Origin of the sequence: Campylobacter sp. CFSAN093238, from assembly GCF_012898015.1 — a bacterium.
Lineage (GTDB): Bacteria > Campylobacterota > Campylobacteria > Campylobacterales > Campylobacteraceae > Campylobacter_D > Campylobacter_D jejuni.
Genome location: NZ_CP040611.1, coordinates 1,173,887 through 1,187,663 on the forward strand (window position 1 = coordinate 1,173,887; position 13,777 = coordinate 1,187,663).

Genomic DNA, 13,777 nt, shown 5'->3' on the forward strand with positions numbered 1-13,777 from the left:
TCTTTATTTTTTTTTGATATAATTATACTATAAATTTAAGGTAATAAAATGAGTATGAATATTAATGCTTTGGTATGCGGTAATGGACCTAGTTTAAAAAATATAGATTATAAAAGGTTACCAAAACAATTTGATGTATTTAGATGCAATCAGTTTTATTTTGAAGATAGATATTTTGTGGGTAAAGATGTAAAATATGTTTTTTTTAATCCTTTTGTGTTTTTTGAACAATACTATACTAGTAAAAAACTTATACAAAACGAAGAATATAACATAGAAAATATAGTTTGTTCTACTATTAATTTAGAATACATAGATGGATTTCAATTTGTTGATAATTTTGAATTATACTTTAGTGATGCTTTTTTAGGTCATGAGATTATAAAAAAGCTTAAAGATTTTTTTGCCTATATTAAATATAATGAAATATACAATAGGCAAAGAATTACTAGTGGAGTTTATATGTGTGCTACAGCTGTGGCTCTGGGATATAAAAGTATATATATAAGTGGTATTGATTTTTATCAAGATACAAATAATTTATATGCCTTCGATAATAATAAAAAAAATTTATTAAATAAATGCACTGGTTTTAAAAATCAAAAATTCAAATTTATCAATCATTCAATGGCATGTGATTTACAAGCTTTAGATTATCTAATGAAAAGGTATGATGTGAATATTTATAGTTTAAATTCAGATGAGTATTTTAAATTGGCTCCGGATATTGGAAGTGATTTTGTATTGAGTAAAAAACCAAAAAAATATATAAATGATATATTGATACCAGATAAGTATGCACAAGAAAGATATTATGGAAAAAAAAGTAGGTTAAAAGAAAATCTCCATTATAAGCTAATAAAAGATCTAATTAGACTTCCAAGTGACATAAAACACTACTTAAAGGAAAAATATGCAAATAAAAATAGATAAATTAACTATTTCTCAGAAAAATCCTTTGATAATCCCTGAAATAGGTATAAATCACAATGGTAGTTTAGAAATAGCAAAACTTATGGTAGATGCGGCCAAAAGAGCAGGAGCTAAGATAATAAAACACCAAACTCATATAGTCGAAGATGAAATGAGCCAAGAGGCTAAAAATGTTATACCGGGTAATGCAAATATTAGCATTTATGAGATTATGGAACAATGTGCATTAAACTATAAAGATGAACTAGCTTTAAAAGAGTATGTAGAGAAGCAAGGTTTGGTATATCTTAGCACTCCATTTAGTAGAGCTGCAGCAAATCGTTTAGAAGATATGGGTGTAAGTGCTTATAAAATAGGCTCAGGTGAATGTAATAATTATCCTTTAATAAAACATATAGCACAATTTAAAAAACCTATGATTATAAGCACCGGAATGAATAGCATAGAAAGTATAAAACCCACAGTTAAGATACTTAGAGATTATGAAATACCTTTTGTTTTGCTTCATACTACAAATTTATATCCTACTCCATCGCACTTAGTAAGATTACAAGCTATGTTAGAATTATATAAAGAGTTTAATTGTCTTTATGGACTTAGTGATCATACCACAAACAATCTTGCATGTATAGGTGCAATAGCTCTTGGAGCAAGTGTACTAGAAAGACACTTTACAGATACCATGGACAGAAAAGGCCCTGATATAGTTTGCTCTATGGATGAAAGCACTTTAAAAGATCTTATAAATCAAACACAAGAAATGGTGCTTTTAAGAGGCGATAATAATAAAAATCCTTTAAAAGAAGAGCAAGTGACCATTGATTTTGCATTTGCTAGTGTAGTAAGTATTAAAGATATAAAAAAGGGTGAAATTTTATCTATGGATAATATTTGGGTAAAAAGACCTTCAAAAGGTGGTATAAGTGCAAAGGATTTTGAAGCCATACTTGGAAAAAGAGCAAAAAAAGATATAAAAAATAATATACAACTAACATGGGATGATTTTGAATGAAAAAAATAGTTTTTGTTAGCGGAACTAGAGCTGATTTTTCTAAAATAAAATCTCTAATGATGAAAGTTGAAAATTCAAATGAATTTGAATTATTTATATTTGTAACCGGTATGCATATGAGTAAAAAGTTTGGTTCTACTTATATGGAAATAGAAAAATGTGGTTTTAAAAATATATATAAATATATAAATCACGATAAGTATTATCAGATGGATAAGGCTTTATCATCAACAATAGATGGTTTTTCTAAATTTATACATGAGATAGAGCCTGATTTAATAGTAGTGCATGGTGATAGAGTGGAGCCTTTAGCTGCTGCTATAGTAGGAAGTTTAAATAATATCTTAGTGGCACATATAGAAGGCGGAGAGCTTTCAGGAACTATAGATGAGAGTTTAAGACATGCTATTAGTAAATTAGCACATATTCATTTAGTAAATGATGAAATAGCAAAAAAAAGATTAATACAAATGGGTGAAGATGAGAAATCTATTTTTATTATAGGTTCTCCTGATTTAGAATTGCTAAATAATACTATATCTTTAGATGAAGCAAAAAAATATTATGATATAAAATTTAAAAATTATGCCATAGCTATATTTCATCCAATTACAACCGAAATAAACTCTTTATATAAACAAAGTGAAGAATTTGTAAATGCTCTTATAAAAAGTGAAAAAAATTATATAGTTATTTATCCAAATAATGATTTAGGATTTGAATTAATTTTGCAAAATTATGAAAGGCTAAAAAATAATGAAAGATTTAAAATTTTTCCTTCTTTAAGATTTGAGTATTTTATAAGTTTGCTAAAAAATGCCAATTTTATCATAGGAAATTCAAGTTGTATAATAAAAGAAGCTTTATATCTTAATATAAATGGAATTTTAGTTGGTTCAAGACAAGATGGTAGAACTGACATTAATAAAACAATAAGAGTAAATGCAGAGGAAAAGGATATATTGGAAGCGATTTTAAATACTAGTAAATGCACTAATATTACAAATAAAAGACTAGAAATTTTAAATAGTTCTGAGCAATTTTATAGGTTATTGAAAAATAATATTTTATTTACTATAAACAAGCAAAAAATATTCATGGATAAAAAATGACTTTGTTTTATAAAATTATAGCTTTTTTAAGATTGCTTAAAATTGATAAAAAATTAAAATTTGATAATGAATATTTTTTAAACTTAAATAAAAAAATCTACAATGAAAAGCATAAAGGTTTTTTTGATTTTGATCCAAACTCAAAAGATACAAAATCTCCTTTAAATCCATGGGCTTTTATAAGAGTAAAAAATGAAGCCACTACTTTAAGAGTATCACTTGAAAGTATGTTACCTGCCATACAAAGAGGTGTTATAGGATATAATGATTGTACTGATGGAAGTGAAGAAATTATTTTGGAATTTTGCAAACAATACCCTTCGTTTATACCAGTAAAATATCCCCATGAGGTGCAAATTGAAAATCCGCAAAGCGAAGAAAATAAACTTCATAGTTATTATAACTATGTAGCTAGTTTTATACCGCAAGATGAGTGGCTTATAAAAATAGATGTGGATCATTACTATGATGCAAAAAAATTATATAAGAGTTTTTATATGGCATCAAAAAATACTGCTGTTAGATTTCCAAGAATTAATTTTTTAATACTAGATAAAATTGTAATTCAAAATATAGGAGAATGTGGTTTTATCGATGGAGGGGATCAATTGTTAATTCAAAAGTGCAATAGTGTATTTATAGAAAGAATGGTTTCAAAGCAAAGTCAGTGGATTGATCCTGAAAAAACTGTGAAAGAATTGTATTCTGAACAGCAAATTATACCCAAACATATAAAAATCTTACAAGCAGAATTACTTCAATGGCATTTTCCTGCTTTAAAATATCATAGAAATGATTATCAAAAACATTTGGATGCTTTAACTTTAGAAGATTTTAAAAAAATCCATTATAGACATAGAAAAATAAAGAAAATAAATTATACAATGCTTGATGAAAAAGTAATTCGTGAAATATTAGATAAATTTAAATTGAGTGGTAAAAAAATGACTTTAGCTATAATACCTGCTCGAGCTGGTTCAAAAGGTATAAAAAATAAAAATTTAGCTCTTTTGCATGATAGGCCTTTGTTGTATTATACTATCAATGCAGCAAAAAATTCAAAGTATGTAGATAAAATTGTTTTAAGTAGTGATGGCGATGATATATTAGAATATGGACAAACTCAAGGTGTAGATGTGTTAAAAAGACCTAAAGAATTAGCGCTAGATGATACAACTAGTGATAAGGTTGTATTGCATACCTTGAGTTTTTATAAAGATTATGAAAATATTGTTTTATTACAACCCACTTCTCCTTTAAGGACAAATGTACATATAGATGAAGCTTTTTTAAAATTTAAAAATGAAAACTCAAATGCATTAATAAGTGTTGTAGAATGTGATAATAAAATTTTAAAAGCTTTTATAGATGATAATGGTAACTTAAAAGGAATTTGTGATAACAAATATCCATTTATGCCTAGACAAAAATTACCAAAAACTTATATGAGTAATGGTGCAATTTATATAGTAAAGTCAAATTTATTTTTAAATAACCCAACTTTTCTACAAGAAAAAACAAGTTGCTATATAATGGACGAAAAAGCTAGTTTGGATATAGATACAACAGAGGATTTAAAAAGAGTTAATAATATAAGCTTCTTATAATTTTTTTATAAAAAACTTGGTTAAAAAGGATGCTATATTATCTAGCATTGATGTTTTTAAACAAGTATTTATCTGATTATATAATTTTTCTATCTCATGTTTTTTTAAAAGTTGTCCATAAACTCCCATTTGATGAAAAGTATTTTTCTCCATATTATTTAATCTCCACATTTCTGAAAATAAATGTAAGAAAGGTTGACTGATATCTATTGAAGTATTATCTAAAAAAATTTTTACATTACACCATGGAATCTGACAAGTTCTTTTATAATCCCAAACAAAATTTTCTAAACCACATTTTTTTACATGATCAGCTAAAAACCAAGGTCCTATAACACCCCACGAGATTTTTTTTCTTTTATTAATGATTTTTTCTGCTTCTTGTATAAGATTTTTTCCAAAATCTGAATATCGAGAAAATTTTAAAAAGGATGTTGTGATTCTTGATTTTTTATTATCTTCATCCACTTCTTGTGTAAAGATATATTCTTCATTTAAATCAATATAATTTAAACATATCATATCAAGATCTACCCATACCCCCCCCCTTTTTTTTTTTAAGATAAAGTAAATTGTATCTAAAATAATCACTAAACGCTGCTACTCCAGATCCCCTATCGTCTCTAAAATAATTTTTAAAAGAAACAATTTCATTTGCATCTTTTAATTCAAAATCATCAAATAATTCATCTAATTTTTTAAAAATTTTATCATCTAAATTATAAGTATAAAGTATAAATTTATAACCATTATCTATAAAAGATTTTATAGATAAAAGCTCCATTAAACCAATACCTTTATAACCTCTAGGTGTATACCAAAAACTACTAATTTCTTGCTTCATCAACCCTTCTTTGTAAATCAAATTCTTCTTTCTCTAAAACCTCAAACAACTTCTTATGAAAATCATTATTTTTAAAGTTTAAACAAAGCTTTTTTACAAGTTCATTGCTTTTCTTTTTATCTTGATAATTCTGCCATAAAATTTCTTTATTTTTGTTTTCATATCTTCCATTTGGATTAAATTCATAATGATAAATGCAAGTTTTAAAAACAGCTATTTTCTCACAAAACATAAAATAAACATAACAAAAAAGCACATCTTCGCCATAACTCAAACGCTCATCGATTTTAACCTTTTCAAAATTTTTTAAGATGATATCTTTTCTAAAACACTTCGCCCAAACCGACCAGCAAAAATGCCTTTGTTTGCTTAAGAATTCTAAAAATTCCTTTTGATTCAAAACTTCATCTTGTTTAAAACGATAAAATTGCTTGGTTTTTACCCTATGTACAAAAGCATCAAAGCAAAGCAAATCAAAACCTTTTTTCATCTCTTTAAGCGCTATTTTACAAGCATCAAGAGTTAAAAAATCATCACTATCTAAAAACATTATAAAATCAGAACTAGAATGCAAAACTCCCAAATTTCTACTTGCAAAAGTGCCCAAATTTTCTTCATTTTGAAAGATTTTTATCCTTGGATCTTTTTTAGCAAATTCTAAAACCATATTTAAACTATTATCTTTACTTTTATCATCGATAATCAAAATTTCAATATCTTTTAAAGTCTGATTTATACAACTTTGTAAAGCCCTTGAAATAAAATCACAAGAATTAAAAAGCGGGATTATGATCGAAAGTTGTGGCATATTTTTCCTAAATTTTGTTAAAATAATAAAAACAATTCTATCAAAGTTTAGGAAATTTATGAAAATTTTTATACATCTTCCCACTTGGCTGGGCGATGCAGTGATGGCTTCACCTGCTTTATACGCTATAAAAGAACATTTTAAAAATGCCCAATTTATCCTTTATGGCTCTTTAGTTTCCACAGCACTTTTTAAAGAATTTCCTAATTCTAAAATCATCATAGAAAATAAACAATCTCGCTATAAACAAGCCCTATCTTTACGCAAAGAACTTGGTAAGATCGATCTTAGCTTTGCTTTTAGATCTGCGTTTTCTTCTAAGATTATCTTGCATATCCTTAAAACAAAACAAAGATATTTTTTTGACAAAAACAAGCACAAAGAAGAACATCAAGTTTTAAAATACCTTTATTTTATAGAAAACTCACTTAGTATAAAAGCTCATTCTAAAGACTTAAAGCTTCCCTTTAAGCTAAAACTTCAAGACCCTCTTGTCTTAAAAAATGGTAAAAAAATTCTAGGACTCAATCCTGGCGCAAGCTTTGGAAGTGCAAAAAGATGGGATGCGAGTTATTTTGCTAAAGTGGCTTTAAATTTCAGCCAAAGTCATGAAATTTTAATCTTTGGCGCAGGAAAATCCGAACAAGAACTTTGTAATGAAATTTATCAAATTTTAAAAGAACAAAACATAAAAGTAAAAAATCTTTGCAACAAAACCACCATCAAAACCCTTTGTCAAAATATCGCTTTTTGCGATCTTTTCATCACAAATGACAGTGGTCCTATGCACATAAGTGCGGTTTATAAGGTAAAAACCGTAGCTATTTTTGGCCCTACGAAATTTACTCAAACTTCACCTTGGCAAAATGAAAACGCAATATTAGTGCATTTAGATCTAGCTTGTATGCCTTGTATGCAAAAAACCTGCCCTTTAAAACACCACAAATGCATGAAAGATCTAAAGCCTCAAAGGGTTATAGAAGAGGCTAGAAATTTACTTAAAAACTCTCATCGATGATCTGACAAAGTGTGTGTATGATTAAAATGTGCATTTCTTGAATTCTAGCCGTATCATCACTTGGCACAACAAGATTATAATCACAAAGCTTATTCATCATTCCACCACCCTTTCCGCTAAGCCCTAAACAAAGCATATTAAGCTCTTTTGCTTTTTTTAAAGCTTCTAAAACATTAGGGCTTTTTCCGCTCGTTGAAATACCGATTAAAACATCATTTTCATTTCCTAAAGCTTCTACTTGTCTTGAAAAAACAAACTCAAAACCATAGTCATTTCCTATAGCACTAAGCGCTGAAGTATCTGTTGTAAGCGCTATGCCTGCTAAAGCTTTGCGTTCTTTTTTATAACGCCCACTAAGTTCAGCTGCAAAATGCTGTGCATCAGCTGCACTTCCACCATTTCCGCAAATTAAAATTTTACCACCTTTTTTAAGACATTCACATAAAAGCTCACCTACTTTAGCGATTTGTCCTTTTAAAATTTCACTTTCTTGAACGATTTTTTGATGTTCTTGCCATTCTTTTTCTACTAAATTTATCATTTTTTATCCTTAATCTTTTCTATAATCTTGCTCGTACTAAATCCTTCTTCAAAATCGATTAATTCAACTCTTGAAACCAAATTTGAACCTACAACAAGTTTATCTTTATAATCAGCTCCTTTAACCAAAATATCAGGCTTTAAAAAGCTTATAAGTTCTAAAGGTGTGTTTTCATCAAAAATCACTACAAAATCTACAAAATAAAAAGCTGCCAACATACAAGCTCTTTGAAACTCTGAATTTACAGGACGACTCTCGCCTTTGAGTCTTTTCACACTCGCATCTGAGTTTAAGCCCACAATCAAAACATCGCCTAATCTTTTAGCTTTCTCAAGATATTTTATATGTCCAAAATGCACGATATCAAAACAACCATTTGTAAAAACAATCTTTTTATCATTTTGTTTTAAAAGCGTTAAAAGCTCTTCTTTATTTTTGATCTTTTTCTCAAAACTCATACTTTTAAAACTTCTAATCTCATCAAAACTCACACTCACACTACCTATTTTACTTACCACAACGGCTGCAGCTTCATTGGCAAATTCACAAGCTTTAAAAATTTCAATCCCATTTGCCAAACAAAAAGCCAAAACGGCAATCACACTATCACCCGCTCCTGTTACATCATAAACTTCTAAGGCTTTAGCAGGTGCGATTTTTAAACCCTCATCAAAAAGCGCAATCCCCACTTCTGAAAGAGTGATGATAGAATAACGCAAAGAAAAATCTTCTTTTAATTTTTTAATCCCTTTTTCTAAATTTTCACCCTCTAAATTTTCAAATTTCAAAGCTTCTAAAGCTTCTTTTTTATTAGGCGTGAGTAAGGTTGCACCGCTATATTTACTAAAATCACTGCCTTTAGGATCAACTAAAACAGGAATATTTAAAGCCTTAGCCTTTTTTATCACAGCCTTGCAAACCTTAGGCGTTAAAATACCCTTAGCATAATCGCTTAAAACCACAGCTTTAAAATCTTTAATCTTTTCATCAAATAAAACTATAAGTTCATTTTCAAGCAAAATCTCACTTGTATCTTCTTCATCTAGTCTTAAAACCTGCTGATTGTGTGCCATAATGCGATTTTTAAAAGGGGTTTTGCGTTCTTTTTGGATCAAAAATTCTCCTTTTAAATTTTCTTGTAAAAATTTCCCACTCTCATCATCACCCACAACACCAAGCGCAAAAACATCAGCCCCTAAACTTTTTAAATTTGCATAAACATTCGCAGCCCCGCCTAATCTTTTATCTTCCTTAAGAGTTTTAGCTACCAAAACAGGGGCTTCAGGACTGATACGCGAACAATCACACCAAGTATAATTATCCACCATAAAATCCCCTATAATCAAAATTTTAGGTTTTTGCTGGCTTAAAAACTCAAGCATTTACTTCCTTTTCAAAAAGTCTTTTTATCTCATCTAAATAATCTTTAATCCCCTCTTCAAGACTAAATTTTGGTTGATAATCCCAAGTTTGATCTAGTTTTGCTTCAGTATGGAATTGATAAGATTTTACATAAGGATTTGGGATATATTCACAAGGCAAATCAGTCTTTAACTCTTTTTGCAAAATATCGACTATATCTTGAAAGGTTCTTGCTTTACCACTGCCTACATTATAAACCCCGCATTTTGAATCAAGGGCGATTAAATTGGCATTAATAACATCTTTAATATAAGTAAAATCTCTATAAATTTGATCACTTCTTTCAAACAAGCGTGGATTTTTTCCTGCTAAAATTTGATGGCCAAATTGTAAAACCATAGAAGCGGTTTTGTCTTTATAAAATTCGCCTTTTCCATAAACATTAAAATATCTAAGTCCTACCAAATGAGCTTTATCGTAATATTTTTTCGCTAACTTATCCATCATCAATTTTGAAAAAGCATAAGGATTTTTTGGTTCTTCATCCTTACCTACAGTTTGTGGACTTTTTGCATCACCATAAACCGAAGCTGAACTTGCATAAATAAGCTTTGCATTAAGATCTATGCTAAGTTCTATAAAATCTTTAAAAGTATTTAAATTGGTTTGCAAAACCTTAGTTTGATCAAAAACCGTAGTGTCTGAAATTGCTGCTTGATGAAAAATAATCTCTGGCTTAAAATCTTCAATCTTTTTTAAAACTTTTTCATCGTTAATATCGCCTGCAAAAAGTTCTCCATCAAATTCAAGTAAATTTTTAAAATGTCCAAAACTTTGTAAATTTCCATTTTCAAAAGTCGCACTGCTACGCATTTTATCAATGATTAAAATTTCATGTTTTTCTTGCAAATTTAAAGCCAGTTGCGAACCTATAAATCCTGCACCACCTGTGATTGTTACTCTCATTTAAATGTCCTTTTCTTTAAAAAAACTCAAAATTTCTTTTAAATTTTTAAATTGTCTAAAAAAATCGCCTTCTTTTTTTTCTTCATTTACCAAAATCAAAGTGCCAATATTAGCATTTAACCCTGCTTGCATATCGCTTAGATTATCTCCGATAAAAATAGAATTTTTCATATCTAAATTAAACTCATCTTTTGCTTTTAAAAGCATTCCTGCTTTAGGTTTGCGACATTCACAACCTTCTAAATGCGGACAATGATAAATTTTATCAATTTTTATACCTTGTTTAGTAAATTCTTTAAGCATATAATCACAAAGCTTAAAAAAATCACTTTCCTTATAATATCCTCTTGCAATGCCTGATTGATTTGTCGCTATAAAAAGCAAATATTTTTTAGCTAAAAAATATCTACAAAGTTCAAAAATTCCATCACAAAATTCAAAATCTTCTATTTTATAGACATATTTTTTATCTATATTAATCACACCGTCTCTATCTAAAAATAATGCTTTTGTTTTCATAAAAAACATTATAATATAGCTTTTTTGAAAAGAAAATAAACATTATCTTTATTTTCTTAAGATTTTTATAAAAATAAAGATATATAATATCTGGCAATCTAATTTTTACTGAGGAGAAATCAAATGAAAAAATTATTAGTAGTTTCTGCTTTGGCATGTCTTGGTGTTTCTGCTTTTGCTGCAGATGGTGCTACACTTTTTAAAAAATGTGCAGTATGCCATGGTGCAAATGCTGACAAAGTTTACTTAAACAAAGTTCCAGCTTTAAAAACTCTTTCTTCTGCTGAAAGACTTCAATACATGAAAGAATATTCAGAAGGCAAAAGAAATGCTTATGGTCAAGGTGCGATCATGAAACTTAACCTTAAAGGTTTAACTGAAGAAGATTTTAAAGCTATTGAAGCTCATATTGAAACTTTAAAATAATTTCTAAAAAAGGCTTTCCTTTTTAAGAAAGCCTTTTTTTATCCAAAGCTTCTTTTTTACGCCTTTCTAATTCTATAGCATCACGCAAAGAATCCTCATCATCATTTAAAGTAGTAAATTTATAATCATCATCAAATTGCTTATTTTTAATCCCCCAAAGCAAAGTTGCCAAAATGATAAAAAACGCTAAGATAGAAACTCCTATCATCATCATGATTATACTATTCATTCTTTAATCCTTAAAGCATTTAAAACGACTATTATACTACTAAAAGACATAGAAATAGCAGCAAATAAAGGATTTATCATACCCAAAAAAGCCAAAGGTATGGTGCAAGCATTATAAAACAAAGAAAAAGCAAGATTTTGCTTGATAATTTTAAAGGTGTTTTTAGATAATTTGATGGCTTTTTTTAAAGAAAGCAAGTCATTTTTCAAAAGCAAAACATCACTACTTTCTATAGCTAGATCACTTCCTTCTCTTAAAGTCATTGAAACACTTGCGTATTTTAAAGCTAGTGCATCATTTACCCCATCACCTACAAATAAAACTTTGTAATTTTTACTTAAATTTTCTATAGTTTTCATCTTATCTTCAGGCAAACAAGAAGCTTGATAATTTTGAATTTCTAACTTTTTAGCGATTTTTTCCACTGCTTTTTGATGATCGCCACTGAGTATCATTAATTCTTTCTTTTCTTTTTTAAGATAAGCGATAAGCTCTTTTGCACCTTCTCTTAAAACACTATCAAACTCAAAAAAAGCTAAAATTTTACCTTCCTTGGCAAAAATAAAATGCGTATTATCAAATTCTTTAGCCACAATACCCTTTTCTTGCAAAAATTTAGAACTTCCGCCTAAAAGCAACCCTTCATTTAACTCAGCACTTAAACCTTTAGCTTGAATACTCGAATGCTTTTTAAAATCCAAATTTAAATCCTTAGCTCCTTTTTGCTTTAAATATAACACAATATTTTGAGAGATAGGATGTTTAGAAAGTTTTACAAAATTATAAAGCTCGTTTAAATCAAGCGCTTTATCTAAAAAAACCTCTTTAAGTTCAAGCTCTATTTTGGTTAAAATACCCGTTTTATCAAATACCACACAATCACATTTGCTTAAATCTTCTATCACGCTAGAACTTTTAAATAAAATATGCTTTTTTAAAGCCCTACCTAAAGCCACAAGATTGCTCACTGGCGTTGCTAAAGCCAAAGCACAAGGACAAGCGATAATCAAAACTGCAATCGCATTGACTAAAGAAATTTCGAAACTCTCTTCTTTATAAAAAAACCAAAAAGCAAAACAAATAAAAGCGATCAATAAAACCGTTCTAGAAAAATAAGCCAAAAGACTATTGACCAAACTTTCAAGTTTTGCTTTTTTAGAACTTGCAAGTTCTAAAAGCTGGATAATTTGACTGAGTTTTGAATCCTTGTAAAGCTTTGTTGCTTCATACTCCACACTTCCATCAAGCACTATACAAGCTGAAAAAATTTCATCTTCTTTTTGTATGAGTTTTGGGGTATTTTCTCCATTTAAAGAAGAAGTATCCACACTCATTTCACCACTTTTACAAATCCCATCGATTAAAATTTTATCTCCAGTTTTAAGCAAAATTCTATCCCCTAAACAAACCTTTTGAACTTCTTTAGGAGCAAATTCTTTACCATTGAAAACTAAAACTTCATTTTGTAAAAAATCATTAAGCCCATCTATGGTATCTAAAGCACGCTTTTTGCTAAACATCTCAAGATATTTACCTATAAAAACAAAGCAAATTATCATCGCCACAGAGTCAAAATACACTTCCCCTACCCTAAAAAACATGGCCCATAAAGAATAAACATAAGCCAAACTCGCTCCGCTAATCACCAATACATCCATATTTAAACTATGCATTTTTAAAGTTTTAAAAGCACTTTTATAAAAATGAGATCCCGTATAAAAAAGCACAGGAGAACAAAGGATAAATTCAGCAAAATTTAAAATATCCTTAGTGTCCTTATCCATACCGCTAAAAAATCCTGCGTATTTTGCCACTGCTATCCACATGATATTCATCACACAAGCTATAGCCACAACAAGCTTAGAATAAAATTCCCTTTTTAGTAAATCCGCTTTTTTTGAAGCCTTGCTCGCATCATAAGCACTCGCTTTATAGCCTATGCTTTCAATAAGTCTTAAAATTTGCACCAAAGAAATGCTTTGCTCATCAAAAACAATGCGTGCTTTATGGTTTAAATGATTAATATCAAGTTCTAAAATTCCTTCTTGTTTGGTTAAAATTTTCTCATTAAGCCACACACAAGCTGCACATTCTATACCGTGTATCATGAGATAAATTTCACTAAATCCTTCTTTGGTTTTAGTGATAAACTCATCATAATTTTTCATTTCATTTTGAAAATTTACAGGGCTTAAAGTTTGATTTCCAAGCTTTTCATAAAACTCATCTAATCCACTTTCATGTAAAATTTCCCAAACGCTCTTACAACCTTTACAACAAAAAAATTTACCCTTATACTCTATCATTTGGGCTTGTTTATAATCAAGTTTGCAATGTTCACATTTCATAATCATTCTTTAAAAAAATATTTTTTATAATTATAAACAAATTTGACAAAAA

The 13,777-nt window shown here is 28.7% G+C and carries 12 protein-coding genes and 3 pseudogenes; 7 read left to right on the top strand and 8 right to left on the bottom strand.

Translation table 11 applies throughout. The features are described from left to right. Window positions 1–48: 48 nt before the first annotated feature. The 5 genes and pseudogenes from FBF21_RS06075 to FBF21_RS09465 all read left to right on the top strand — a co-directional run bounded on the left by FBF21_RS06075 (window position 49) and on the right by FBF21_RS09465 (window position 4,664). The gene (locus tag FBF21_RS06075) at window positions 49–933 is read left to right on the top strand and encodes an alpha-2,3-sialyltransferase (RefSeq protein ID WP_002858290.1); all 885 of its coding nucleotides are present in this window, start codon (window positions 49–51) and stop codon (window positions 931–933) included. Next, window positions 914–1,945, top strand: a complete 1,032-nt coding sequence (gene neuB1, locus FBF21_RS06080; protein WP_002858213.1) for a sialic acid synthase — start codon at window positions 914–916, stop codon at window positions 1,943–1,945. Before FBF21_RS06075 ends, neuB1 begins: the two co-directional genes overlap by 20 nt. After that, the gene (gene neuC / locus FBF21_RS06085) at window positions 1,942–3,057 is read left to right on the top strand and encodes a UDP-N-acetylglucosamine 2-epimerase (protein WP_002858400.1); all 1,116 of its coding nucleotides are present in this window, start codon (window positions 1,942–1,944) and stop codon (window positions 3,055–3,057) included. The genes neuB1 and neuC overlap by 4 nt, the downstream gene beginning before the upstream one ends. After that, a pseudogene (locus tag FBF21_RS09460) lies at window positions 3,054–3,968 on the top strand (beta-1,4-N-acetylgalactosaminyltransferase); the annotation flags it as partial. The gene neuC and the pseudogene FBF21_RS09460, both read left to right, overlap by 4 nt. A gap of 33 nt (window positions 3,969–4,001) precedes the next feature. Further along, window positions 4,002–4,664: an N-acylneuraminate cytidylyltransferase gene (locus tag FBF21_RS09465; protein ID WP_002881429.1), complete on the top strand. Its 663-nt coding sequence runs from the start codon at window positions 4,002–4,004 to the stop codon at window positions 4,662–4,664. Here the strand turns inward: FBF21_RS09465 and FBF21_RS06100 are convergent. Then, window positions 4,659–5,508: pseudogene (locus FBF21_RS06100) on the bottom strand (glycosyltransferase). The gene FBF21_RS09465 and the pseudogene FBF21_RS06100 sit on opposite strands and share 6 nt — an antisense overlap. After that, the gene (locus FBF21_RS06105) at window positions 5,492–6,316 is read right to left on the bottom strand and encodes a glycosyltransferase family 2 protein (protein ID WP_052796721.1); all 825 of its coding nucleotides are present in this window, start codon (window positions 6,314–6,316) and stop codon (window positions 5,492–5,494) included. Before FBF21_RS06105 ends, FBF21_RS06100 begins: the two are co-directional and overlap by 17 nt. Before the next feature lie 58 nt (window positions 6,317–6,374). On the opposite strand from FBF21_RS06105, the gene waaF reads away from it, so the two are divergent. Then, complete coding sequence (gene waaF / locus FBF21_RS06110; protein ID WP_002876195.1) at window positions 6,375–7,334, top strand: lipopolysaccharide heptosyltransferase II; 960 nt, start codon at window positions 6,375–6,377, stop codon at window positions 7,332–7,334. Here waaF and gmhA read toward each other — a convergent pair. From gmhA to gmhB, 4 genes and pseudogenes are all read right to left on the bottom strand, one after another. Continuing rightward, window positions 7,315–7,875, bottom strand: a complete 561-nt coding sequence (gene gmhA, locus FBF21_RS06115) for a D-sedoheptulose 7-phosphate isomerase (RefSeq protein ID WP_002876196.1) — start codon at window positions 7,873–7,875, stop codon at window positions 7,315–7,317. The two genes, waaF and gmhA, sit on opposite strands and share 20 nt — an antisense overlap. Further along, entirely contained in the window at window positions 7,872–9,257 is a 1,386-nt protein-coding gene (gene rfaE1 / locus FBF21_RS06120) for a D-glycero-beta-D-manno-heptose-7-phosphate kinase (protein WP_002910336.1), read from the bottom strand. Before rfaE1 ends, gmhA begins: the two co-directional genes overlap by 4 nt. Further along, the gene (gene rfaD / locus FBF21_RS06125) at window positions 9,250–10,203 is read right to left on the bottom strand and encodes an ADP-glyceromanno-heptose 6-epimerase (RefSeq protein WP_002886910.1); all 954 of its coding nucleotides are present in this window, start codon (window positions 10,201–10,203) and stop codon (window positions 9,250–9,252) included. The genes rfaE1 and rfaD overlap by 8 nt, the downstream gene beginning before the upstream one ends. After that, window positions 10,204–10,765, bottom strand: a pseudogene (gene gmhB / locus FBF21_RS06130) (D-glycero-alpha-D-manno-heptose-1,7-bisphosphate 7-phosphatase). Window positions 10,766–10,845: 80 nt separating this feature from the next. Between gmhB and FBF21_RS06135 the strand changes: the two are divergent. Then, on the top strand, window positions 10,846–11,148 hold the full coding sequence (locus tag FBF21_RS06135) for a cytochrome c (RefSeq protein ID WP_002852762.1): 303 nt from the start codon (window positions 10,846–10,848) through the stop codon (window positions 11,146–11,148). Window positions 11,149–11,170: 22 nt separating this feature from the next. On the opposite strand, the gene ccoS is transcribed toward FBF21_RS06135, so the two are convergent. Together ccoS and FBF21_RS06145 are read right to left on the bottom strand one after the other, a co-directional pair. After that, the gene (gene ccoS, locus FBF21_RS06140; protein WP_002852798.1) at window positions 11,171–11,377 is read right to left on the bottom strand and encodes a cbb3-type cytochrome oxidase assembly protein CcoS; all 207 of its coding nucleotides are present in this window, start codon (window positions 11,375–11,377) and stop codon (window positions 11,171–11,173) included. Then, entirely contained in the window at window positions 11,374–13,731 is a 2,358-nt protein-coding gene (locus tag FBF21_RS06145) for a heavy metal translocating P-type ATPase (protein ID WP_079263609.1), read from the bottom strand. The genes ccoS and FBF21_RS06145 overlap by 4 nt, the downstream gene beginning before the upstream one ends. Between the last annotated feature and the right edge of the window lie 46 nt (window positions 13,732–13,777).